At 43.4% G+C, this 26098-nt stretch carries 16 protein-coding genes; all 16 read right to left on the bottom strand.

The window, feature by feature from the left end; translation table 11 throughout:
- Positions 1 to 537: 537 nt before the first annotated feature.
- Positions 538 to 1137, bottom strand: coding sequence for a ribonuclease HII (rnhB, locus tag IEY67_RS15565; RefSeq protein ID WP_122356529.1), 600 nt, complete (start codon positions 1135 to 1137; stop codon positions 538 to 540).
- Positions 1138 to 1161: 24 nt separating this feature from the next.
- On the bottom strand, positions 1162 to 1563 hold the full coding sequence (locus IEY67_RS15560; protein WP_183668601.1) for a VanZ family protein: 402 nt from the start codon (positions 1561 to 1563) through the stop codon (positions 1162 to 1164).
- A 10-nt stretch (positions 1564 to 1573) separates the two neighbouring features.
- Positions 1574 to 2788, bottom strand: coding sequence for an aminotransferase class V-fold PLP-dependent enzyme (locus IEY67_RS15555; protein WP_183668599.1), 1215 nt, complete (start codon positions 2786 to 2788; stop codon positions 1574 to 1576).
- A 147-nt stretch (positions 2789 to 2935) separates the two neighbouring features.
- Entirely contained in the window at positions 2936 to 3271 is a 336-nt protein-coding gene (locus IEY67_RS15550) for a DUF5684 domain-containing protein (protein WP_122356481.1), read from the bottom strand.
- A gap of 101 nt (positions 3272 to 3372) precedes the next feature.
- Positions 3373 to 4161, bottom strand: a complete 789-nt coding sequence (locus IEY67_RS15545; protein WP_183668597.1) for a glycoside hydrolase family 16 protein — start codon at positions 4159 to 4161, stop codon at positions 3373 to 3375.
- Between the two features lie 24 nt (positions 4162 to 4185).
- Complete coding sequence (locus tag IEY67_RS15540) at positions 4186 to 5787, bottom strand: YfcC family protein (protein ID WP_183668595.1); 1602 nt, start codon at positions 5785 to 5787, stop codon at positions 4186 to 4188.
- An 85-nt stretch (positions 5788 to 5872) separates the two neighbouring features.
- Positions 5873 to 8539, bottom strand: coding sequence for a glycoside hydrolase family 2 protein (locus IEY67_RS15535; protein ID WP_183668593.1), 2667 nt, complete (start codon positions 8537 to 8539; stop codon positions 5873 to 5875).
- 19 nt (positions 8540 to 8558) lie between these two features.
- Positions 8559 to 9959 (bottom strand): arylsulfatase, encoded by a 1401-nt coding sequence (locus tag IEY67_RS15530; RefSeq protein WP_183668591.1) that lies wholly within the window; start codon positions 9957 to 9959, stop codon positions 8559 to 8561.
- A gap of 90 nt (positions 9960 to 10049) precedes the next feature.
- Positions 10050 to 11705 (bottom strand): glycoside hydrolase 5 family protein, encoded by a 1656-nt coding sequence (locus IEY67_RS15525; protein WP_183668588.1) that lies wholly within the window; start codon positions 11703 to 11705, stop codon positions 10050 to 10052.
- 111 nt (positions 11706 to 11816) lie between these two features.
- On the bottom strand, positions 11817 to 13778 hold the full coding sequence (locus IEY67_RS15520) for a RagB/SusD family nutrient uptake outer membrane protein (RefSeq protein WP_183668586.1): 1962 nt from the start codon (positions 13776 to 13778) through the stop codon (positions 11817 to 11819).
- Between the two features lie 13 nt (positions 13779 to 13791).
- Positions 13792 to 17244, bottom strand: coding sequence for a TonB-dependent receptor (locus tag IEY67_RS15515; protein ID WP_183668584.1), 3453 nt, complete (start codon positions 17242 to 17244; stop codon positions 13792 to 13794).
- A gap of 111 nt (positions 17245 to 17355) precedes the next feature.
- The gene (locus tag IEY67_RS15510) at positions 17356 to 18345 is read right to left on the bottom strand and encodes a FecR family protein (protein WP_183668582.1); all 990 of its coding nucleotides are present in this window, start codon (positions 18343 to 18345) and stop codon (positions 17356 to 17358) included.
- A gap of 78 nt (positions 18346 to 18423) precedes the next feature.
- Positions 18424 to 18978, bottom strand: coding sequence for an RNA polymerase sigma-70 factor (locus IEY67_RS15505; protein ID WP_122373677.1), 555 nt, complete (start codon positions 18976 to 18978; stop codon positions 18424 to 18426).
- A gap of 186 nt (positions 18979 to 19164) precedes the next feature.
- A complete protein-coding gene (locus IEY67_RS15500) occupies positions 19165 to 20982 on the bottom strand; it encodes a DUF4091 domain-containing protein (protein ID WP_183668580.1) in 1818 nt (605 codons plus the stop codon).
- A gap of 84 nt (positions 20983 to 21066) precedes the next feature.
- Positions 21067 to 22575: a RagB/SusD family nutrient uptake outer membrane protein gene (locus tag IEY67_RS15495; protein WP_183668578.1), complete on the bottom strand. Its 1509-nt coding sequence runs from the start codon at positions 22573 to 22575 to the stop codon at positions 21067 to 21069.
- 14 nt (positions 22576 to 22589) lie between these two features.
- A complete protein-coding gene (locus tag IEY67_RS15490) occupies positions 22590 to 25949 on the bottom strand; it encodes a TonB-dependent receptor (protein ID WP_183668575.1) in 3360 nt (1119 codons plus the stop codon).
- Positions 25950 to 26098: the final 149 nt, after the last annotated feature.

Genomic DNA, 26098 nt, shown 5'->3' with positions numbered 1-26098 from the left:
AGACTTTTTATAGAAATTATTTAGCGTTTATCTACAGCAGAAATTAGCATTTCTTTTCTAAAATAAATAACGACAGCTTATTAGCTTCCAAAGAGGACAATCCAACAATAAATTATTGAATCGATTTACCTGCATATTTCTTCAAACTAAGTTTTTCAAAATATCAACACTAGTGGAATTATTAACACAGTTCACATAGAACTAATGTTTTGAGGAGGAATTAGTTCACATAGAACTAATGTTTTGAGGAGGAATTAATGGGTATATTCGTATAAAAAGAATAAAATTATAGCGTTATTTTGCTAATTTTAGCGTTAAAGTATCTTGTTTTTGCAAAAAATACTATATTTGCAGACGGATTATTGATATAGTTCTATGTGAACTATGTCAAGTAAAAAAGAAATATCCAAGAAAAGTAAAAGTGTTTTTCATTGAACGACAAATCCAGACTGCCCACCCGAACAGCCAATCATTCACCTAGAAAAAGGTTAACGAACAAAGCCTACAGACCAAGAAATGAAGAATGAAGATAAAAGTCTAAAAATCCAATGTTAGTTGTTCCGGTAATAATGTGAAGGTTTTACGATGATAAGGAGTGATACCGACTGCACGGATCGCTTCGCGATGGGCTTTAGTCGGATAACCTTTATTTTCAGTCCAATGGTAATCCGGATATTCTTTAGCCAGTTCATCCATATAATCGTCACGATATGTTTTAGCCAGGATGGAAGCGGCAGCAATACTCAGGTACTTCCCATCCCCCTTTACAACCGTCGTATGTTTTATATCCCGATAGGGAGTAAAACGATTTCCGTCTATCAGCAGATGTTCCGGTCTTACCGTCAACTGGTCGATGGCACGATGCATAGCCAGGAAAGAAGCTTTCAGTATATTTATTTTATCAATCTCCTCCGGAGTCACAATACCTACAGCCCAGGCAATTGCTTCCCGTTCTATTATCGGACGCAGGGCGTAACGTTTCTTTTCACTGAGTTGTTTACTGTCATTCAAATCATCGTTTTTAAAATCAGGAGGCAGAATAACCGCAGCAGCAAAAACGGATCCGGCAAGACATCCGCGTCCCGCTTCATCACAACCGGCTTCTATCCGGTTCGCTTCTAAATAAGGTAACAACATAGAGTCTGATATGTAAGTTTGTTATCATTCTATTATCTTCTTTCTCAACATCCAGGGACGCAATACGAAATAAGAGAACAAGGTAGCCAATGCTACTCCTGTTATGTTTGCCAGAAAATCGAACCAGTCACCACCCCGGTAAGAGGTACAATATTCCTGCAACAGCTCAATCGCCCCACTCATCAGGATCGGACAAAGTACGGCTCCTACCCAGGCATGCCATAACACCTCGTCATATTTCCGGTGATTACGCAAAAACTCAATCCACAGCATTCCCGATAATCCGGCATACATACAGATATGGGCCACCTTATCTATTCCCGGGATCTTTCCGATCTCCACAGAAGGCGGTTTGAAAAATGACAAGTAAATAACAACCAGAATGATTGTCAGAGATATCGGATATTTTTTCAGATAATACAACATAAGCTACTGATCAAAACATTTTTTTAACACGTTCTATCCCGGCGGCAAAAGTATCGATTTCTTCTTTCGTATTATAGAAAGAAAAAGAAGCACGTACAGTACCTTCAATCCCCAATGCCTGCATCAAAGGCTGTGCACAATGATGCCCGGTACGGACAGCGATCCCCAAACGATCTAACAACATCCCCATATCATAATGATGAATATTTCCCACCAGAAAAGACAGGACAGCGCCTTTATGATCCGCCTGACCGAAAATACGCATACCATCTATATCGTTCAACTTTTCAGTTGCATAGCGCAATAACTCGTCCTCATAAGCAGCAATATTCTGCATGCCCAGCCGATTCACATAACGTAAGGCTTCCGCCAATGCTGTACTACCGATATAATCGGGTGTACCGGCTTCGAACTTAAACGGTAATTCATTAAAAACAGTCTTCTCGAACGAGACAGTCGCAATCATCTCGCCACCACCCTGGTAAGGAGGTAATTTATCCAGCCATTCTTCTTTCCCATATAATACACCGATACCTGTCGGACCATACACCTTATGTCCGGAAAAAACATAAAACTCAGCATCCAGGTCCTGCACATCGACTGTCAGATGAGGAACAGCCTGCGCCCCGTCGATCAATACCGGCACCTCATGGTTATGCGCTTCTTCGATGATCTCTTTCACCGGATTAATAGTCCCCAGCACATTCGATACATGTGTAACGGAAACCAACCTCGTACGTTCAGAAAATAACCCACGGAATGCTTCCATATCCAGTTCTCCCTTTTCATTCATCGGAATGACCTTCAATACAATTCCTTTGCGTGCCGCCTGTATCTGCCAGGGTACGATATTGGAATGATGCTCCATTACCGAAACGATCACTTCATCTCCTGCCGACATACATTCATCAGTAAAACTGGAAGCTATCAGGTTGATCGCTTCTGTTGTACCACGTGTGAAAATGATCTCGTTAGATGAACGTGCGTTCAGGAAAGACTGGACGGTTTTACGTGCATCTTCATGTGCTTCGGTTGCCGCCTGGCTCAAAAAATGTACCCCGCGGTGAATGTTGGCATTTACATTATAATAACCGCTTTCAATCTTTTCCACTACCTGGCGAGGCTTTTGCGTAGTAGCACCGTTATCGAAGTAAATGAGCGGCTTATCGTATATTTTATGTTCCAGTATTGGAAAATCTTTCCGGATAGACTGTATATCTAACATAGCAATTGTATCTTTAGTCGTATAACAAACGCCAAAGATACGATGTTTTATTTAACAACGGCGATTTATTCTTTTATACAGATATAAGAATATAAAAAAAGCCTTTCATCCGAGACGAAAGGCTTTTCTGTACCCTCAAATACTTCTTTACTCTACAGTTTCCGCAATCGGAGTTTCTTTGAACGCCAGTAATGGGAAGAAAATAAACGGTAACAAAAGTAAACCTACAGCGTACGCATTGTCACCTTTACCATACTTTGCAGCTATATCTCTATACAGCAGAAAGGAGAGATAAATGTTATAAATAGGAATCAGGAAAAACCAGAATTTAACCGGTTCCCATTTTACAATACGCAACATCACGATGATGTTGTAGAACGGAATGATGCAAGCCCATCCCTTTTGGCCGAAAGTTTCAAAAATCTTCCACATACTGACAATCATCAGTACACTCAATGCCAATTGAATAATAGATCCAATCATTACAGTAAAATTTTATACATTTAAATATTATTTGCGCACTAAAGGTAAACTTTTTATACAACAATACTGTTGTCTTACGCCAAATAATTAACTAAAAACTTTCACTGCTTTTGATAGAAACGAACCCAATCTATCTCCATTTCTACCGGCAAGTCTTCCGGATCAACGGCACCAACCCAACTTCCGCCAAGCTGCATATCCAACAACAAATAGAACTGACTGTCATTGAACGGATACTGTCCTTCCTTTTCTGTTTCGATCCGCGGATAAGCGAATGTACGGGTATCATTGATAAAAAACACCAGGCTGTCCGCATACATTTCTACCGTGTAGGTATTGAAATCATTCGGGTCGATAACGCCGGTACTTCCTTGTTTGGGATTGTCTTTGATCCCCAGATTAAATGTATAATGAGAATGGACTGTCTGATAAGCGATACTATCATTATTCAGACGTTCCATGATATCGATCTCACCACCTCCGGGCCATTTGGCATCCTGCGGCAATAACCAGAAAGCAGGCCAGGCACCGGTCGCTCCATTCAGTTTGGCATGGATTTCGAGGCGGCCGTTATTGAATCCGACCTTATCTTTTGTATAAACGCCACCGGTCACATACGGTGCCGTATCGGTCGGCAGGCTATAATTGACCAGTCCTCGCAATACCAACTTACCGTCACGCATCGCATAACAGGAATCGAAGTCAGACATATAATTATTCCAGTCGGATGTACCCCGGGGAATCTTACTCCAGGAGGCAGGATCAAAACTATCAGCCTGGTCGAAATTATCTTCCCAAACTAATTTCCATTCGGCAGGCGACGGTTCGCAACACGGTAAGGCAATCATCATGCCCAGGCAGGCTAACAGCCCTAAAAAGCTTTTTTTCATATCGCAGTATTTTAGAATAAGTGATTAGAATCCATCCAAAGGTATCAAAACCGTAGGAATTAACAATAACATTCCCAGCAAAATAAACAGTATAAGAATACGGAAGAACCACTTCACCCATATTTCATAAGGGATGCGAGCCAAACCAAGCGCCCCCATCAAAACACCGGAAGTAGGTGTGATCATATTGGTAAACCCGTCACCGAACTGAAACGCCAGCACTGTTGCCTGACGGGAAATACCGATCACATCCGAGAATGGTGCCATAATCGGCATAGTCAATGCCGCCTTCGCCGAACCGGAAGGAATAATAATATTGATCGTTGTCTGGATCAGATACATAACACCCAGAGAAGCAATCTTTCCAGCCTCCCCCATCAAAGCCGCCATACTATGCAGGATCGGATCGATAATATGCCCATCCTGCAAAATCTGGATAATTCCACCTGCCAGCCCGACTACCAGGGCAGCCGAAAGCATATCTTTGGCTCCGGTAAGAAACTGGCTAATGATCCCGTCAGCTCCCTCGTTATTGGCAAATCCGGATAGAAGTCCCATTGCCAGGAAGATTGCGGATATTTCCATCAGATACCATCCATACCCCATCACACCTACTACCAGAAAGACAATGGTATAACCAAGCAGATTCAAAATAAAGAACTGATTCGATTTGCGCAATCCCAACCAGCCGGTCAAAGCAAAAAAGGCGGTAAACACCGGTACTGCCGGAAAACTAACAGCACTCTCTCCGACTTCAAAGGTGGTAGAAGGATAATATATCGAAAAGCCGATCAATGAAAGTAATAATAACAAGTAGACAATCCAGGCCGAACGGGTTGTCTTTTCCTCCGGAACCTCTTCGGAAGAAACTTCACCTTTCTCCCTCCAGTAAGCATCCGCCTCATACATAGGAGACAATTTCGGGTTCTTTTTCACCCTGGCTGCATAACGAAGAACGATAACGATCAGAATGGAAGTGAGCACCACCCAGCAAAACAACCGGTAACCGAAACCGGAAAACAGCGGCAAGTCCGACAAACCCTGTGCTATACCGATTGTAAACGGATTCAGGATTGCTCCCGAAAACCCCACATGTGCTGCCACATAGACCATACAAAGTCCCGTAATAGAATCATATCCCATCGAAATGGCAAGCGGCACAATAATTATAACAAATGCAAGCGTCTCCTCACTCATGCCGAATACGGCTCCGAACAAACTGAATAGGATTATAATCAAGGATATCACCACATTATTCACTCCGACCATGCGAAACAGCCCATATTTCTCCACTTTACGCGAACTCCGTAAAAAAGATAGTATCCCGGTATCGATTGCCCGGCTACTGTTCATAATCTGGAAAGCTCCTCCGATAATCAACAGAAAAGCTATGATACCTGCCTGTTTCTCGAATCCTTCCAGTAACACACCGAAAACCTGCCAGCTCTGCGGGGCGGGATCGACTGCATGAAAGGAGTTATCTACAATAACCGTACGTTCCGTACCGTTGACCACCCGTATTTCCCGGGAGTATTCACCAGCAGGAATAATCCAGGAAAGGGCGGCACATATCAGGATTACAACAGATATAATTGTATAAGTATGCGGAATCTTATTCAGTTTCATTCGTTCTCTGGTATAAAAAAGTTTGCCTTTATTTGTTGCTACAAAATTAAGGCAAACTTTTGATAAATTTCATACTTTATATCAATTACCTCTTTTCTCCAAATTCGGTCTGCTGTCTTTCAACCTCCTTCAGTTTCAAAGCATTCAGTTCTTTCTGAAGACGTTCTACTTCACGTTCGGCTGATGATTTGCTCATTTGTACATCTGTTTTACCGGTTACAGTCAGAGGTATAAGAACGGCTTCCGATTGATTATAGACTAAGGGATAAACAGCCGGAGTACTTTCCAGTTCAAGCTCTGCGCTGATCGGCATCTGGGAGCCTTCCATCAGAACACTGGCCATCACTTTGATCTTCCCCGGTTTCAAAGTAGACTGTACCAGTACCGGGGCAGTTCCCCATTTCACCGGAGCCGGATTCGCCATAATATCGGCACTTCCCAAAATACGTCCTTCACCTTCGATATGGAACTTGATGAAATAATTGTTCAAACGCTTAATGTTACCTTGTTTATCGGCAATAGCTGCAACTACTGTTACAAAGTCAGAGCCGTTTGCCTCCAGGTTCGTACCCTCGTTATCTACCCAGAGCAACAGTTTCTCCGCGCGGCGGGCAGGCGTTACTTTATGGGTAGCAACCACTTTTCCATCTATCAGACCTTCTGCCAGTAAATAGACATCCTCCTGTTTCCTGTCTCTCGACAGAGCCTTGTCTACCATAAAATCATACATATCGGGGAAAGTGATTACCGGCGACGGCATTCCTTGCCATCCCTTGTCTCTCTTATAAGTGGATGTTTTGCCATCTTTATTAAAGGTCAGACGTACCTCATCACAGTTGGAATAAACCATGACATCTTTACCTGAGAACGGAGTCATTTCATTGGCAATAAATACCATCGGCCCAGTTTCTGCGATCAGGTCGCTTTTAACAGGCGGACGTTGAGCCTTGAACATATAGTATGAATACTTGGGCTGACGAAACACATCCATGATACCTCCGTAAAAAGGATCGGGATGATAACCGCGCTGATGATCGAACGAATGCCAGAGGCAACCGCCTACATGCTGACGGGAAGTCTGAAACAACGCATCATAACTGGTATAAGGATAGGAAGGTGAAGCATAATGCTGCGCCTGTATCAACATCGCCTGTTCACCCCAGTTACGGGCAACACGACTGGGAGAGTTATGCGAATTCCAGTCATCCACATTATCTCCCCATTCGCGGGTAAAATAGGTTTTTGACGGATCCAATTCTTTTATCGCCCATTCCTTATCTGCATTCTGAGGATGAGCAAAAAGTACCGGAAAGACTTCGTGACCACGTGCCTCACTGTCACTACCGCAATAGCAGGATGGGTAAGGATATTCAGCATGTACGATATCGTTAGTATTCTTGGCAAAGTCAGCCGGATACCAGGTCTCATTCAGGATCGGTTCCCACAACCAGACACAAGCATAGTTACGGTCACGGCGCACCAGATTACGGATATCGCTATAGACACGTTGCGCAAATTCGGGTGCATCGTTCCAGAATTGCCAACCCGGCGTATTGACGATCACGAACAATCCCAGCTCGTCGCAGGCATCCATAAAGGCGGGATCTTGCGGGCAATGGGCATTACGGATCACTTCCATGCCGACATCTTTCAGCTTTTTTGCATCCCGCCAATGAATACTGTTGGCAACCGCATTGCCGACAACGGCAAAGTCCTGATGGCGGTTCGCTCCGATCAACGGCTTCTCATACGGTTTACCGTTCAGCCAGAAACCGTCTTTTCCTTTGAACTCGATACTACGGATACCGATACGGCGACGATAACCGTCAATCACATTCCCTTGTTCGTCACGCACACGCACCAATAAGTTATATAAGGTCGGTGTAGAGGGTGTCCATAACATCGGTTGCTGTACCAACAGTTTATCGGAGCTGGTTACAGTTTTGCCCGGTTTGATCTTCACTTTATCATTCAGAAAAGCAACCTGTTTACCGTCCGGTTGCTGCAATTCGTATTCTACCACACCTGTAAACGCTTTCTTCGTCTCGTTACGTACCTGCAATTGCAGCAAAACCTCAGCAGATGTATCTGAAACCTTATCGAAAGCGACAAATAAACCTCCTCCAGCTATTTCATTTTCATAATTCGGATCGGTTATAAAAATATTATTATGAGACACCAGCCAACAATCACGGTAGATCCCTCCGAAATAGGTATAGTCCAATACATCCTGCGCTTTTCCGGGAGGATAGGACGGATCGTCGCTATTGTCTGTCCATACGGCAATCACATTCTCACCGCTCCAGTCTAATGCGTCTGTCACATCGACTATGACCGGCAGGTAACCTCCGAAATGTTCCGTCAGCAGTTTACCGTTTACGAAGACTTTACTTTTCCCCATGATCGCTTCAAAATGCAGGAAAAGTTTCTTTCCTTTCAAAGCTGCATCGGGTGTAAAATGCTTACGATACCACACTTCCCCCTGATAGTTAATGCAACCGCTTGCCTCTGTCGGGAGGTATTCAATACCGTGCGGCAAAGATACGACTGTCCAGTCTTTATCATTAAACTCTTTCGCATCCGCCCCCTCAGCAGCCCCTTTGTAAAATCGCCATGCCGGATTCATGGAATAAACGTCACGTCCGGAGTTTTTCATCCGGAAGAAACCGGCTGTTGAAAACTCAGGTTGATAAGCAGCCAATACCGGCAGGCAGATCAGACTTAATAAAATATAACCAATTAATTTTCTCATTTGTATTTTAGTTTGTTCTTTATTTTCCGAAATTAAATAATGGTGATTCTGTCCGTGCACCGTCCATTAACACTTCCAATTCTTTCACTTTCTCCGGATTCTGCTGAGACAGGTTATTATCCTCATGGATATCTGAACTCAAATCATAGAGTTCCAGGATGGTTTCGCCAACAACCGGTTGACGGATCAGTTTCCAGTTTCCACTGCGTAAAGCTTCGCGCCCATTCAGTTCATGAAATTCCCAATATAAATAATCGTGTTGCTTCTGTTCCCCTTCCGACAATAAGGTTGGCAGGAAAGAGATTCCGTCGCCAGCCTCCGGTAAGGTTACCCCTGTCAGCTCTGCCAAGGTCGGCATTACATCCCAGAATGCACTGATATGCTCACTTTTCACGCCAGCTTTGATCTTTTCAGGCCCCCAGGCTATCATCGGCACCCGGATACCTCCTTCGTAAACATCCCTTTTTACACCTTTCAGCGGACCGTAACTCCGGAAATAATCAGGATTTGCACCACCTTCCCTGTGAGGACCATTATCGCTGGTAAAAATAACAATTGTATTCTTATCCAGCCCCAGTTCTTTCAACTCTGCCATCACATCACCGACATATTTATCCAGTCTCGTGACCATAGCGGCAAAGGAAGCATAAGGTTTTTCCGACGGATGATATCCCATCTTCCCATCATAAGGGACTTCTTCAAATGCATTTTCATACATTTGATAAATAGAATCATGCGGCAAATTCAATTCCGCATGCGGTAAGGTGTAAGTAAGCATTGCATAGAAAGGTTTATCCTTATTATCCCGGATAAACTTTAAAGCCTGTTCATGGATCAAATCCTGTGAATAGATTTTTCTTCCTTCATTATCGTTCTCATGCAGAAATACAGTGTCGTTGTTATGCCACAGATGGTCCGGATAATAAGAATGTGCCTGACGCTGGCAGTTATAACCGAAAAACTCATCGAACCCCATATTTGCCGGAACAGAGGTCGAACCGGGATAGCCCAGTCCCCATTTACCAAAAATCCCGGTCGTATATCCTGCCGACTTCATCAGTTTCCCCAAAGTATAAGTATCTTCAGTCATCGGTTGCTGTCCTTCCGGTTTGATCTCTTTATTACCGCGGATCTGCGAATGGCCGGTATGCAACCCCGTCATCAAGGAACAACGGGAAGGGGCACTAACCGTACAACCGGCATAATGCTGGGTAAACAACATACCTTCCTGTGCCATCCTGTCGATATTAGGAGTCTTGATCTTTTGCTGTCCGTAACAGCCTATATCTCCGTAGCCCAGGTCATCAGCCAGGATATAGATAACATTCACAGGCCTCCCCTCCGCCGGTGCTTCTTTTTTACAGGCAGAAAATCCGGTCAACAAAGTTCCGCCTATGCATAATACGAGTTGTGTTTTCATTTCTTACAGTTATTTTAAATCTAATGTTATTTTTCAACCCAAAGATACGTTATTTAGACCATATAGAATGATATAAGAATTCAAATCCGTCTAGTTCAAAGGAAAATGTTCCCGGACCGAGATAAAAAGAATATCTTCTTTTCTCACATCCTTAATTTCCATCGACTCAGAATCAGCTTCCTGTAACGAAATAGAAAGATCATTTATATTTTCTCCATTCTTATAAACCTGAATCTTATAGGTTCCCGATACTCGGGCCGTACAATCCAGTTTAATTTTCATAGTTTCCATAGATGCCAATTCACTGTCTGCAAAAGATTTTGCTTCCGGGAAATAAACCATCGCCAAAGTCTCCCGACCATCCACATTCAAATGGCTGACCTGTACACCCGGAATACCGACCTCACAACGCACAAATCCCGGCCCCGGTAATCCTTCATAAATAATATCCTCATTCCGGGATATGGCTTCAAACATCCCGACAAGATCATCCCTGACCGGTTTCAATTCCATCAGTTCTTTCCTTACTTCCCCGTAACAGTAGACCCCAAAACCCTGTGCCGCCCTTTCCAGGGAATGAATTACAAAGTGACGAAAATTGACAGATGTATTGAAATGTCCTATACCGATCTCGGAAGGGATCAATATGGGCAGTTTATAATTATACGAATCATTATAGCGATGATCGATCCCAGCTATCGCTTTATACCCCCAGTTTTTATAAAACATCGTACCGATCGCATCCAGGTTTCCGTCCGCATAGGTAGCCGCACTCGTTCCCGTCATTCGAACACGCTCCGGATCACCGGCTTCTGCCTGTCCGGCATCCAGGTTGAAAGATAATATCTTATAGGGATCTCCTTCATGGTAAGCGGAAGTAAACTGTTGCCACCACCAGTCGATGGCCTCCTTTTTAAACTGTACATAATCGGTTTTGTTGGTTTTCAGTTTCCACTCTTCAAATAATTCAGCCGTTACCGGATTGAAATCACTCTCATCCAGAAAACTGAAACCTTCCTCATTCCCCAGTTGTACCCCGATAACCGTCTCATCATCTTTATAATGGACAGCCAGATTATAAAGCATTCTTCTTATCCGGTAAAAAACCTCCTTATGACCATATACATGAAGGGGACGGACACCGTAGGTCAGTATATCCCGGATATTCGAATAAAGTACGCCATCCCGTTTCACCCATTGCATCGTATAATTGGAAGAATCCCTGTCGTCCAGATGAAATGTCCAGGCCGTTTCGGGATTGAGGGTCGGCACTCTCTCCTTCTGTGCATGTAAAAACAATACCCAACCGATTTTCAATTCCTGTCTTTGGGCGGCAGCAACAATTTCATCGGCGAAACGGTAGTCAAACCGATTATCTGCCGGCTCGATGTCTTCCCAATGCAACATCACATAAGCCGTATTAGCTCCCATCTCCTTCATATCAGCGAAGACAGAATCATAATTTGTCTCTTTTTCATAACGGGTATCCCAATACCCGGTCTCTATCGCTTTCAGGAAAAATGGAGCCAACCGACCATTCTGCCGGACCATATAAGCTATTTTCCGGTTCGGCAGACGGATTAATGCTGCCGGAGCGGTCACTGTATCTTTCATCTCATAGTCTACTATTCTCGCTGCTACCGGAGAAGAAGTAGTCATAAATGGCAACGGTTCACTCAATTGAGCCTGCAACGGATAGACCAATGCAAATAACGCGGCAAAAATCAATATCCAATATTTGATCATACACTTTCTATTTTATACAAATTACTCAATAAAAAACCAGTTTGGTAATCCGGCAAATAAATGCTTCTCACCAAACTGGTCTTAATTAAATCCTATTTTTATTCCTATTTATCAATAACCGATTGCACCGGCATTTGCTTTCAACGGCCATCCCGGGTTCTGATAGATCACAGAAGTTTCTCCGTTTTCAGGATCAGTAGCCGTAATGCGGAAATGTTGCATGGCGATCGGGCTCAGGTAATGAGCATCACACCAATTATATCCGTCGTAAACAAGGTTGGACGTTTTAATGATCTGGTAAGGACGTAAATAGAAACTGTTCTTCTGGCTGGAAACATTAGCCGTCTTTCCTTCCGTACCTTCCGGTATCAAAGTCGAATTTCCCTGGTTATCCACATATTCATGCTGCATAGATCCCCACAATTTGAAACCTTCCACCTGATAATTTTTTACCTGGTCTAATGCTCTCCAGCGTTTCAAATCGTTCATACGGAAGCCTTCTTCCATTAATTCACAACGACGTTCACGACGGATATTGTACAGCAATTTAGAAACAGGCTGACCACCGGAATATACAGCCCAGTCCTTTTCCTTTACCAGGTCAGTAGCTGCTACTGTCTGCTGATAATTCACCGGAAGACCAACACGTTCACGAATAGCTTTCCAGTAAGAATCCGCTTTGCTGTCGATACTACTTCCGCCGTTCTTCATGCAGGAAGCCTCGATATAATTAAGATAGGCTTCTACCGCACGGAATACATGTGACCCTTCCACACAATAATCCCCGTCACGATACCATGTATGCGGCATCCCCTTACGCAGGCAATAACCGGTTACGGCACGAACCTCCTGTTTGGCCAGAATATCCGGATACCCGAATGTATCGACATCCGACAACTCACTCAACAACTCGCCCGGCTCTTTCATAAACAATTGCAAACGGAAATCACGGTTCGCCTTCACATCTGCGATCGTATTATCACCCACATATTTGGAAGAAGCATAAATCGGAAGGCCATCCTCACAAAGGAATGTTTCCACGAAATCCCTGGTAAAACCCGAATTTCCTCCTCCACGCTGCAAATAATAACCGGCTGAATGCTTCTCCTTATATTCCATATCATAAGCCCGCCAGAGTAATATCTCCTCGTATCCTTCCATATTTTCCGCAGCAAACTGTGCATAATACGGATTATCCAGCTTTTCTCCGAAATTATTCATGGTCAAAGAAACATTATCGGCCACCTCCTCAGCTGCTTTCATCGCCTCATCCAGGAAATAAGAGATTTCACTATCGATATTAATTGTATAATCTTTCAAATAAGCAGTAGAAGCTCCGGGCCAACCAGGTCCACCGGGAACGCGGTTCGTCCCTTTATGGTAAGTTTCCCAACTTGCTTCAAAGAGCGCTGCTCTCGATTTTACCAATAAAGCGGCATTACGGGTAATCCGGTTTTTACCTCCGACCGGGCTATTATTCATCAGCATGATCGCAGAATCCAGATCAGAAATAATAAAGCGGGCTACTTCATTTCTCGGACGCCGGTAACTGGCTTCCGTCAAAGCCTGTTGTTCGTCCGGCAACGTGTTACGGACAATCGGAAAATCACCCAATGTCTGAAGTTTGCTCAGATACTGCCAGGCACGCATAAAATAAGCCTCCCCGATATAATGTTTGATATTGGTTTCCGTCCCGTTTATTTCACCGTTTTTCCAGCGGGGTACCGCTATTTCAAGGAAATAATTCAGATTCCTTATTTTATCGAAATTCCACGGATCGTCACCCCGGGTAGAAAAAGATTCGTTCACTCTCCATTCGCCAGGAACCCAACGGCTGTTGAAAGAACCTGTCACCTGATTATCGGTATCGTTATCATTTTTCCATGTACCCAGATTCCAGCCGTCATGTGTGGTAAAACTATATTGTTTGATCGTATAGGCAGCCAGATCGCTTTCGCTCCAGAAAAAAGCTTCAGGCGTAATATTGTCCAGCGGTTCCCTGTCCAGGAAATCATTACATGATGTCATGGAAAACGCACTTATCAATACGGGTAAGATATATTTCAGTTTCATATTCTATTACTATTTAAAAGGTTACACTTAATCCGGTTGAGACAGTTCTCGATAAAGGATATGATTTGGCGGATTCTGTTACCGAACCGTTCCAGTTTCCATATCCTGATCCTAATGTTTCTGGATCAAAGCTATCAGGTAAGCCACTGATCGTAAATAAGTTCTCTACAGAGAGGAAGATCCGTAATTTTGATAAGCCGGCTTTACTTGTCAGATGTGCAGGTAATGTATAACCTATTTGCAGGTTTTTCATACGCAAATAAGCAGCATTCTGCAAATAGCGAGTCTGTTTTTTCTGGTTCTTTCCACCATCCAGTATCGGGCGCGGGAAATAAGCATTCGGATTAGCTCCCCACTCATCTCCTTCCGAACGGAAGAAGTCCAGGTGATCCGTAAAACAGGTGCTCTGCCATAATCCGCCACTTGCACCCCAGAACATGTTGTCACCCAACCAATAGTCTCTTTTTGCTACACCCTGGAAAAACATACGGATATCAAATCCTTTCCAGGAAGCATCCAGATCGATACCGAATTTATAACGCGGACTCGAATTTCCGATTATTTTCTTATCTCCCGGATCCGTAATCGTATTACTACCTTCGTTCACTTCGCCGTCACCGTTCAGATCTTCGTACATGACATCACCGGCTGCCCAGTTATTACCAAACGATTGTTTGTGGTTCGCAAGCCAGCTCTGCATTTCTTCGTCTGTTTTTGCAATACCGTGAGTTACATATCCCCATATTTCCCCGGCATATTGTCCCTCATACCAGGTATTCAGGGTTCCGGTCGGATTCGAATAACGGGTTACCCGCTGACGGTCGTCCGACAGCATAATATGTGCACCGTAACTTACTTTGCCAATCTGGTCTCTCCAGGCCACGTCCAGTTCAAAGCCTTTCGATTCCATGTCGGCATTATTCGTTTTGGGAACAGTAGCACCCAGGATCACAGGTAGTTCCGGTGCCGGTCCAACCATATCCAACGTTTTACGGTTGAAATAATCAAAACTGAAAGTCAGGCGATTCTGCAATGCACCTACATCGATACCTATATTCCAGGAGCGCATTGTTTCCCAGGATAATAAAGCGGAAATCAAATCCGGCGCATTAGCCGTATTCGGCTTTACCCCATTCAGTAACCAATGACTATCAGCATCATTCGCCGCAAATTTGAGTAACTGATAATAAGGATACAGGTTCGTTGTGTTCTGATTTCCCAACTCACCCCATGAGCCTCTCAGTTTCAAATTATTTACAATATCGGAATAAGGTTCCCAGAATGCTTCACGCGCTACATTCCAACCGGCAGAAACGGAAGGGAATACATTCCATCGATGATCTCTTGAAAAACGGGAAGTACCGTCATAACGGGCATTTACTTCCAGCAAATAGCGTTCTTTATAGTTGTAATTGATACGGCCGAAAAAACCAGCTGTAGCCCAATGGCTATATCCCCCTTTTGTAATCTTATCAGTACCGGTCGATGTATTCAACGTCGGTAAATTGGAGGTGATCATATCTGTTCTCGATGCACCTAACTCCCTGTATTTATTAAGTTCCGCCTGAAAACCGACCATGACCTTCAAGGCATGACCTTCGTTGAACTCCCTGAAATATTCCGAATAAACGTTCGGATTGAAGAAGTTATTCTTGGTAGCCTGTTCCAGTACGGACGATTGCTCTGCCGGATTTGTCCACGGATTATCACTTACATCATATTTGGTTACAGGATTTATATCTTTATGCAAAAACTCCGTCGTAGTCCGGTAATTCAGTTCGCCGAAGATCTTCCAGTCTTTGATCGGTTCCAGGATCAACTGAAATTGCTGGTACAGATTATCTTTCTGAGTCTTATAATCACCGCCTTGCAACAATCCTTCCGCCATACTCATTCCATGTCCGTTAGGATCGAGAAAAGGTTCCATAGGCCAGCGTTTTGCAATATTGTGATAGAACACATTATCATCCACAGAAGACGGTTTCTTGTAATCATTACGGATAAACTTGGAGCTATAATTAAAGCTCAACCAGTCCGTCGGCTTGGCATTGATCTTACCGGTAACCGTATAACGTTGCATCTTATCCGTATTGAACTTCAGGAGACCACTCTGGTCCAGGTAATTAGCAGACACATAGAACTGATACTTTTCACTTCCGCCATTGGCACTTACTGAATGCTCCTGTGAAAAAGCGGCATTATTAAAATATATGTCATACCAGTCATTATTGGAGTTACCCTGCCAGTCCCAACGACTCGGATTATTGGGATCAGGAACAGTTGTCGGGAGGAAAGTTCCTTCCTGATACGCTTTAATACGTTCCAGCCATTCCGGTGTAAAGCGTCCGGTTTCTCCCATATTTTCTGCTGCCCGGTTAAAATACTGGGCATACGTGTATGAATCGGCAATATCAGGAGTATTGATCGCTGAAGACCAACGGAAACTATTGTTATAGTTCACGGCGATTTTCCCGGCCGTTCCTTTTTTAGTCGTGATCAATATAACCCCGAAAGGTGCTCTCGATCCGTAGATAGAGGAAGCTGCTGCATCTTTCAATACTGAAACACTTTCGATATCTTGAGGATTCAACGCATTCATATCGCCTTCCATCCCATCGATCAGTACCAACGGAGATGATTTCGAACCGTCGCCGATCGTACCGCCACCACGGATATTCAGTTTCATTTCATTGTTCAGCTCACCACCGTTCCCGGAACCTGCATATGAAAAGTTCAAACCCGGAACCAACCCCTGGAGCGCCTGACTCACATTCATAACAGGTCTCGACTCCAACGCCTTCGATGCAACCGTCGAAACCGATCCCGTCAGATTCACTTTTTTCTGTGTACCGAAACCGACAACTACCACTTCACTCAATGTCTGCGAATCTTCCTGCAAAACGACATTGATCGAAGTCTGATTACCGACTTTCTGCATGATCGTTTTCGAACCGATAAAAGAAAATTGCAGAACAGCATTCGGATCACTCAGTTCAAGAGAGTAGTTCCCGTTCATATCTGTGATCGTACCATTGGTTGTTCCTTGCTCAACGACATTCACACCTGCCAACGGCTGGTTATTTTCATCGGTAACAACACCTTTTACCACTTTCTTTTGTGAACTCCCTGCAGAGACACTCCGGCTTTCTTTAGAAATACGGATACTCTTACCTACAATCTCGATCGAAACCGGCTGCCCTTCAAACACCTTATAAAGAACATCTTTGATCGATTCGTCCGTGACATCCACAGAAGTCTTTTTCTGCATATCCAGCTCGGAGCTTTTTATCACATACGAATAGCCATTTTGTTTCGTGATCTGTTCCAACACCTGTTCTATCGTGAGATTTGTCAACTTCATCGAAATCTTTTCGGCACCTTGTGCCATCACTGTAGAAGAAACAAAGATCATCAACAGGAAAAACAGTAGAAGCGGTTTTTCATAAAAGGACTGTCTTGTTCTCATGTTAATTAATTTAATTGTTTATACAAAGTTTACATTCATGCATAGAAATATCCGTCAGCCGACCGTACGCTTCAGCTTAATACTAGTATTTCTATTAAATAAATTGAATATTTATTTTCTCTTCCTTATCTCGACCGTATCCCTGTTATACGTTATAACCAACTTTTTATCATTGTTGATCGCATCCAGCATTTCAGGCAACGTTTCTTGATTTACAAACGATATATGATATTTATGCTGCCCTATATCAGCATCCTCTATTTTTATACGGACATCGAAAACACGTTCCAGTTCCGCAGAAATTTCTTCCAGCGAATTGTCTGTAAAATGGTAATATCCATCTTTCCATGACAGGTTATCCAAATGCAATAATTTGTCTTTCTTAATGGCATTAGTCGTTTTATCATAGCTGACTTTTTCACCCGGCTCCATATAAATCCCATCCTCTTCATCGATCGAAGGTGTGGATAAACAGACAGAACCTTCATAAAGGCGGACTTCCATTGTCGGATCTTCCCGATAAGCTTTTACATTGAATACCGTCCCTTTGACATGTACCCCGCATCCGGCAGAATTAACGACAAACTCTTTCCCTCCCTGTTTAGTCACTTCAAAATATCCTTCTCCGTTCAGCGTAACATTCCGGTTATTCTTATTAAAGTAATTGGAATATGTCAACTGCGATCCGGCATTCAACCAGACTATTGTTCCGTCGGGTAATGTCAGTTTACTTTTTTCACCTAACGGAGCTTCTACAATATAAAAAGACTCCGCTTCCTGCCTGTCTTTCAGGTTCCAGGTCAACCAACTCGTCCCTATCAGCAACAGGAATACAGCGGCAACAGCTGCTACTCTCTTTAGTGCATACTGCTTGTTCCTTCCCTGAACGACATCGATACGAGTATTCAACTGAACAAATTTCCGGCGTGTCGTATCATCCGCTTTCACATCTATCTCACTCCAGATCTCATGAAGCACCTCTTCTTTCTCCAACATATTTTCCGGTTGCAGGAACCAATGCTGGAAACGAGCCTGAATATCTTTCGGCATATCATTACCGAAAAATTTCGTTATTACGGAATTTATATAATTTGTCTTCATTTTAATCGGTGTTACATATATAAGACAGCTAAGACGCCGAGCACACGGTGTCCCTAATCAAAAAAAAATCATTTTATCCTACAGAAAAGTTATTACGTACAGGACAAGCAGTTTTCTTAAATCAGCCAGAGCCTGTGAAATATGAGACTCGACAGTACGTTTACTTATATTCAATAGTGTTGCAATTTCATCATTAGATAAGTTCTCCAACCTACTCATTTTAAATATTTTCTTTCTCTGAGGGGGCATTTTCTCGATTGACATTATGATCAGCAACTCCAGATCTTCCGCATAAATTTTCTCTTCTACCAAATCCTCATATGGTTGTATGTTCTTTTGAATTTCGATATAATTTTCTTTTATCAGAAGATGGGAATAGTGGTTATATACAGCATTCTTCGCCATGCGGAACAAGTAAGACTTAAATGAATCCACCTGGGCTATCGTTTCATGATTACTCCATACTTTATAAAATATATCTTGTGTTATATCTTCGGCTTCAAGATCATTTTTCAGCAGGCCACGCAAAAAATATTCCACACGAGGAGCATAGATCATATAAATAGCTTCAAAGGCTTTACGGCTACCTTTTACAAGTTCTTTCAAGTATTTTTCTTCAATTCCTCTATCCATTCCTACTATTTACCAAATATCATACTTAAGGTACTCCGAAGTCTCCCGTCCCTAAATGTCTTTTACAAACATAGGAAAATTTTCCGTAAATAAATAGAGCCTTCCGTTTTTTTATACGCATACTTGAGCAAAGAAAAAAGGGGAAAGCTTATAAACTATCCCCTCTGTTCTGCTATTTTAATAAGATCAAAAACTATTAATTATTTTATTCGCCTCCTCTATGACCACAGCGGCAGGAATAGTCTCCAATGTATTTTCATCGAACCGCCCCAGCGTTTTCTCTATCTTCTTTATCGCCCGTTGATTTCCAGAAGCCTTAAATTCTTTTTTCAATATTCTTATCTTTTCAAAAGCCTGTATCCCGGCTATCAAACGTTCATAACGCATGGAAGTTCTTGCGCCCGGATAGATCAGATAGGTATCGCCACCCGGCCAGGTATAAAAACGACTATCCAGCAACGGCTCGATCACCCAACTGTTGAGCGCCCAACGGGAATAACCGTCGAGATCCTCTTTTGCCGCATACCAGCTGAACCACTCACATTCGGCAGGCGGATTGAAGGTGAACGTATTTGGACGCGGTTCTTCACAACTCGTATAGAAAGTCGTTATCTTTCCTTCCTCCCGACGTTTTTTCTTCGTTTCTTCGGAGTATTTCATCCGTAAAGCTACACAGTAATCGTCCAGATCGTCCGACAATTCTTCATGCAAAGCTCCTGCCAGAGATACCTTGAAATCAGGATCAGCTTTACGGATTACTTTCAATGTTTCCTGCATGACAGGCATAGGGCGTTCATCCATCGATATATGTGTAATATCAAACCATCCTTTTTCCTTCAGATGAGCTGCAAATGATTTGAGTAAAGCGACCCACACCTTCTCATATTCCGGATCTCCGGGTTTCGTATCCAACTGTTTCAGACTATTGGTTGCTTGGTCGAAATATTGAAAAGAAAGCCGCCACGGCACCATCGAATAACAATTTATCTCCTGAGTGATACCGACATTCATCATAAATCCGATCCAACGATCGAATACGGCATAATCGAAAGACCAGCTACCATCCATTTTCTTCATCCATGTAACCATAGACTCGAAATAGTCATAGGTTTGTCCGTTCCAGGGCTTATGCATGATAGAGGCAGTAATAACTGTACCGCCAGCCTGCCGGTACATTTCCATATACGGACGCATACATTCCAGATGAGCGTCACTCCAGGGTTCCACCTGATGATAACGGGCTATGGCATACGGATTCTGCCACAGGTCGAGATGGTACGACCAATCGGACGGCAGAGGCAAGGTACGATCTTTCACCTGTACGGTCAAAGCTAAAGTCTCCAATATTTTTTCCCCGTCTTTTACAGTCACTGTCCCTTCATAAAGGCCGGGCAGACTTTCCTGAGGAACCCATACACGCACCCATCCGCCTTGTGTACACCGGGCAGGTAAAGACAAAGTATGCGTCAGATGGTCTATCGGATCTGCTACAAGCGACGAATCGAAAGCAGCCGCATCAGGACGGTCGCCACATCCTCCTTTTCCATCCTTATTCAATTCATCTGTCATGACATAACGGACAAAACCGCATAAGAGCCGACTATTGCCGATTGTGTATTTTCCATTTTTATAAACCAGGTCACTTACCGAAAAAGAAAGATCTGTGAGCGGCTGATCCCCCCAGACAACAAATTGTGAAGCGACACGTTCCCCTTTCCAGGCAGTTAATGCTATTTCCTTTTTTATCGATCCCACCGGAGCCGGTTCTTCTTTCTTGTAACGGATATCCGTCGACCCCCAACTGACTTTCGTCCCTTTCACTTTTTCCCACAAGTCGAGGTTTGTCACGGCCGGATTCGGTAATTCCATATAAGATGTCACGGGGAAAGGCGGTTGACCGGTAGACTGTCCGGAATGTGTTACGCCATTCACTGATTGCGCATAACCTTGTACAGCCAGGCAAAAGCCCGCGGTTATTAGCGCGATTACACTGTTATATTTCATACAATCTATTTTTACATTAATGATCAGAGACAAATAAGGCCGTCGCCAAACGGTAACGGCCTTATCTTTATAATATACAATTTATTACCAGTCGCTATTTTGAGTACATAGTAAATTCGTCTGTATTTCTTTAGCCGGGATCGGTAAATAATAATGACGCTTCTGGAAGCTGGCGAAACGGATCGGATCCTGCGATTTCAATTCCTGTTCCAGTAATCCCCAACGACGAAGATCGTAGAAACGCTCCCCTTCCTTAAAGAACTCGATAGCACGTTGATGAACCAACTCATTCTTAACTGATGCCGCATCGGTTTTACCGGAATAAGGAAGCAGGTTACCGCCACGGGTACGGATCTGATCGATATAACTGATAGCTTGTGCCGTATTGTTCAGGTTCAGTTCACATTCTGCCAGCAGAAGGATCACATCCGCAAAACGCATAGCCCGTTCATTGATATAAGAAGGAATTGTTTCCACTTCCTGTTCACGGGTTTTGGAGTTCTGATATTTAAGAATCCAATAGGAATTCAGATCGTCACCGGATAGTACCTCCTGAATAGGTTTCATATAATACATACATCCCGGATAATTCCAGGCGACAGATGTCAGAGCACGATAATCGTACTCGCCATTAGCCGCTTTTTCCTGCAGGAAAATATCCATCATTTTCTGTGTCGGTTTAGCTTCAAACCATCCGCCTACAGCACCGGCCGCATATTCAACTGCGATAGTGGTAGACTGTGCCGAGTTGGCCGTTTCGCCATTATCCCACTGGTCAGATCCGCCGACCGGTTCATACAGGATCTCAAAAATACTTTCCGCATTATTTTCATGTTCCTCATCAAAATTCCAGGTAAAATCATCGACTAACTTATAAGTATAAGGTGCTTTTGTCAATGGTTCCAAGGTATTTTTAGCATCCTGCCATTTCTCTGTATATACATACAATTTACCCAAATAAGCATAAGACGTACCTTTTGTCGGTTTTCCCTTATCATTCGATACAGGAAGTAAATTGGCCGACTCAATAAAATCTTTTGCCGCCTGTGCATAAACATCTGCCTGGCTCGACTTGGCCAACTGGAATGTCACCGGATCCTGGGATGCTTCCAATCTCAAAGGCACATCTCCAAACTCTTTTGCCAGTTGGAAATAATACATGCCTCTGATAAATAAAGCTTCACCGCGGGTCTTCTTTATAAAATCTTCCGGAAAATCTTTTCCTTCGATTTCCTGCAAAATAGAATTTGCACGATAGATAGCATTATAGAACTGATAGAAGATATTATGTGCCACCGAATTGTTCGGGTCGTTCGTAAAACGGTGCATCGAATAGATATCAGCGATATCATTACGAAATTCGATATCGTCGGCACGGGAAATACGAGTCATCAGTCCGCGGGTTCCATAGTAACCGCCGTTCCAGTTTTTCAACGGAGTATAACAGGAAGCCATCGCCTGCTTAAAGTCGGCTTCCGTCTTCCAGAATGTAGCACCGGTCGGCTTGTTCGGATTAGTCAGATCCAGCTTGCCTTCACAACTGTTTAATGCAACGGCAATAAATACGAATATGATTAATTTTATTGTTTTCATAACTATATGGTATTTTAGAATGTAAGATTAAGTCCCAGCATAAAGACTCTGTTTGTCGGATAAACGAAATTATCGAAACCGCGTGATGTTGCATTGTCGCTATTGTTGATATCGGGTGTATAACCACTATATCCGGTAATCGTAAACAGATTTTCAGCATTGACATACACACGTAATTTCTGAATTTTATCCTGGAACAAGCGGTTAGGGAATGTATATCCCAACTGCACATTACGCAAGCGGAAGAATGAACCGTTCTCCAGGAAGCGGTCACTCTGCGGACGGGTATTCTGATTCGGGTCATCCCATACCAGACGCGGATGCGAAGCTCCTGTATTCTCCGGTGTCCAATAATCCAGTGTAGTAGCCAGGAAGTTTGTACCTTTGTTCACTCCTTCCAGTTCCAGGCGCGTACCATTATAAATTTTATTACCGAAAACACCCTGCATTCCCAACAACAGGTCAAAACCCTTATAGCTTGCATTGAAGTTCAATCCCAATGTTACTTTCGGGAACGGACTGCCGCAATATTCACGATCGTCATCCGTGATCTTTCCGTCGTTATTAGAATCTTTGAAACGGATATCCCCTGGTTTTGCATTCGGCTGGATCAGGTTACCGTCTTTCACATACGCATCGATTTCCGCCTGGTTCTGAAAAATACCTTCTGTCGGAATCAGCCAGAAACCACCGATCGGATATCCGGCCAATGTTCTGGTTGTCGGAACATTCGTACGGTTTGTTCCACCCTCGATCACCCCGTTGGCAGTACCCATTGCAACCACTTCATTCTTCATTGCATTTCCTGTAAACGTTACGCCATAGGCAAAGTCTTTTGAAGGCGCATCATTCCAGCCTACGGTCCATTCTACACCGGTATTCTTGATTTTCCCCGCATTAAGCACAGGGTCGTTTGCACCACCCGTAGAGACAGGAATAGGAACTTTCAGCAAAATATCTTTTGTATTTTTGCGGTACCAATCGGCCGTAACCATCAAACGCGAATTTAAGAAAGCCAGATCCACACCAATATTAGTCATCTCTGTTTCTTCCCATTTAATAGCCGGACTAGCGAAATCTTTCGGGAAAGCACCGCTGATCACCCCACCGTTTCCGTCAGGATAGTTGATATTGGAAGTTACAACGCTGGTATACATATAGTCATCGATTTCCTGATTACCCAGGATACCGTAACCGCCTCTTAACTTCAACTGATCCAGCCAGCTTCTTGAATTTTCCATGAAATGTTCTTCTGCCACGTTCCAACCGACAGAAACGGAAGGGAAATGACCGTAGCGATTTTCTTTCGCAAACTTAGAAGAACCGTCACGACGATAAGTCGCAGTGATCAGATAACGATTATCGTACGAATAGAAAACACGGGAGATAATGGAAGTCAACGCACTTTCTTTCGACCAGGCATCATTCATACGATCCTGTGTAGCCGCTCCGACCTCCGTTATTCCTTCGGGCAGTCCTTTACCGGAAGCCATGATATAACGTGTACGGTAGTTCTGGTAAGAATATCCCAACAAGGCGCTGATCTTATGTTTCCCAAATGTCTGATCGAATGTCAACAAGTTCTCGATCAGGAAATTATTTTTACGATAACGATATTCGGTCATATTGGAAACCGCATTATTACGCAAACCGAAATCATAAATATTCTCGTAAGAAGTATTCCGTTCAAAGGAGAAGTCAGGCGTTGCATTCAGGCGATATTTCAATCCCAACGGCAATTTTACCTCCGCATACAGATTGATATAAGCGTTGTACGAATCCCAGGTTCTGCGGGTCAAGTTCTCGTCCAGAATACCCAGCGGGTTCGGGATATCTGTTGCATCGCCATAGACTTTCCCATAGCCGCCCTTCTCGTTGGTCGGATCATATTGCTGTAAAGAAGGAATCGACTGGAGGATAATTCCCAGATAACCGCCACGGGCAAATCCATACAACGGATTGTTCTGCTGTGAACTGAACACGACATTATTACCGAATGTAAACCAACCTCTCTTATATTCAGATTTGAACTGGGCATTGTAGCGTTCATAGTTGGTACCCTTGATCGTACCGTCCTGATTGACATACCCCAGACCGGTATAATAAGTAAAGTATTTCGTTCCGCCACGCACTGTCAGGTTATAGTTCTGCATCAGTGCCGGTCCCATCATAATATCCTGCCAATCATTATTTTCTTTCATGTCTATTCCCATTTCCAGCGGCTTGGCTCCGATCGCTTCACGGGAAACAGTTGTCAGACGTGCCCAGTCGTTAGCACCGAGCATATCAAGATATTTAGAAGGAGTCTGTACACCGATGTTGGCGGAAGCATCGATAATCGGCTTACCTTCCGTGTTCGTACCCGATTTGGTTGTGACAATGATCACACCGTTAGCGGCTCTCGAACCATAAATAGCTGCAGAAGAAGCATCTTTCAATACGTCGATACTCTCGATATCATTCGGATTCAGATGATCCATACTGCTCATATACATACCATCTACAATATATAACGGATTGGCGTTGTTCAACGTTCCGATACCACGAACCATGATACGGCTACTTTGTCCCGGAGCACCTCCCTGGGATACGATATCCACACCGGCGATCTTGCCCTGAAGTGCCTGGCCGATATTCACATTACTCTGTGTACTCAGTTTCTCCGTGCTGATATTCGCAACAGAACCAGTAAGGTCAGCTTTCTTCTGAGTACCATATCCGATCACGACAACTTCGTCCAGCGCTTTGGTATCTTCCACCAATACCACACGGATATTCGTTTCATTTCCAACCGGCATTTCTTTTGTCAAATAACCGATATAAGAAATATTCAAAGTAGAACCCGCTTCCGCTTCGATCGAAAATTCACCGTTTATATCCGTAACCGTTCCGTTGGTAGTTCCTTTTACAACGACGTTCGCTCCGATTATCGGATCGCCGTTGGAGTCGAGGATCGTGCCGTCAATTTTACGGGCTTGCTGCTGTGCCGCTGCGACAGCAGTTTCGTCTGTCTTGGTAAGTACGATATGAGTACCTTCCATTGCATAATTAACCCCCGAGTTTTTCAGTATATCACTGAGTAGTGCAGAAACAGGTTGGTTCTTTGCTTTCACTGACACTCTACGGTTTACATCTACCTGATTGTTATAGATGAACAAATAGTCTGTCTGATTCTCTATTTCGCTAAGAACCTCGTCCAGTTGCGCATTACGTTTACTAATACTTACCCGGGCATTCTGAGAATGTGTATTTTCCGCGAAAGAGCAAAAAACACAAACTAATAACAGGAATGTGGTGATTCGCATAATTCTAAAGATTTGTTTAAGTTGCGGGGATTTAGGATAATACCTACCCGACAAAGAGTTTTTTTTCATACCTTTGTTGATGATTTGAAGTTAATACAGTTTTTAATTGAATTGTGTTGATTGAATGCCGGTAATTGCCCCCCAGCGTTTGCCGGCATTTTTTGTTTTCATGTATATTCCATAAGCTCCTTTTTTAAGGTTAATAAATTATGATATTA

Source organism: Parabacteroides faecis (genome assembly GCF_014647375.1).
In the GTDB taxonomy this organism is placed as follows: Bacteria; Bacteroidota; Bacteroidia; order Bacteroidales; family Tannerellaceae; genus Parabacteroides; species Parabacteroides faecis.
The sequence above is the reverse complement of the archived record's forward strand: the minus strand, read 5'-3'. Positions and strand labels throughout refer to the sequence as shown.

Coding starts and splice junctions, on each gene's coding strand:
- rnhB (WP_122356529.1), bottom strand. CDS start 1,137: ATGTTGTTACCTTATTTAGAAGCGAACCGGATAGAAGCCGGTTGTGAT.
- IEY67_RS15560 (WP_183668601.1), bottom strand. CDS start 1,563: ATGTTGTATTATCTGAAAAAATATCCGATATCTCTGACAATCATTCTG.
- IEY67_RS15555 (WP_183668599.1), bottom strand. CDS start 2,788: ATGTTAGATATACAGTCTATCCGGAAAGATTTTCCAATACTGGAACAT.
- IEY67_RS15550 (WP_122356481.1), bottom strand. CDS start 3,271: ATGATTGGATCTATTATTCAATTGGCATTGAGTGTACTGATGATTGTC.
- IEY67_RS15545 (WP_183668597.1), bottom strand. CDS start 4,161: ATGAAAAAAAGCTTTTTAGGGCTGTTAGCCTGCCTGGGCATGATGATT.
- IEY67_RS15540 (WP_183668595.1), bottom strand. CDS start 5,787: ATGAAACTGAATAAGATTCCGCATACTTATACAATTATATCTGTTGTA.
- IEY67_RS15535 (WP_183668593.1), bottom strand. CDS start 8,539: ATGAGAAAATTAATTGGTTATATTTTATTAAGTCTGATCTGCCTGCCG.
- IEY67_RS15530 (WP_183668591.1), bottom strand. CDS start 9,959: ATGAAAACACAACTCGTATTATGCATAGGCGGAACTTTGTTGACCGGA.
- IEY67_RS15525 (WP_183668588.1), bottom strand. CDS start 11,705: ATGATCAAATATTGGATATTGATTTTTGCCGCGTTATTTGCATTGGTC.
- IEY67_RS15520 (WP_183668586.1), bottom strand. CDS start 13,778: ATGAAACTGAAATATATCTTACCCGTATTGATAAGTGCGTTTTCCATG.
- IEY67_RS15515 (WP_183668584.1), bottom strand. CDS start 17,244: ATGAGAACAAGACAGTCCTTTTATGAAAAACCGCTTCTACTGTTTTTC.
- IEY67_RS15510 (WP_183668582.1), bottom strand. CDS start 18,345: ATGAAGACAAATTATATAAATTCCGTAATAACGAAATTTTTCGGTAAT.
- IEY67_RS15505 (WP_122373677.1), bottom strand. CDS start 18,978: ATGGATAGAGGAATTGAAGAAAAATACTTGAAAGAACTTGTAAAAGGT.
- IEY67_RS15500 (WP_183668580.1), bottom strand. CDS start 20,982: ATGAAATATAACAGTGTAATCGCGCTAATAACCGCGGGCTTTTGCCTG.
- IEY67_RS15495 (WP_183668578.1), bottom strand. CDS start 22,575: ATGAAAACAATAAAATTAATCATATTCGTATTTATTGCCGTTGCATTA.
- IEY67_RS15490 (WP_183668575.1), bottom strand. CDS start 25,949: ATGAAAAAAAACTCTTTGTCGGGTAGGTATTATCCTAAATCCCCGCAA.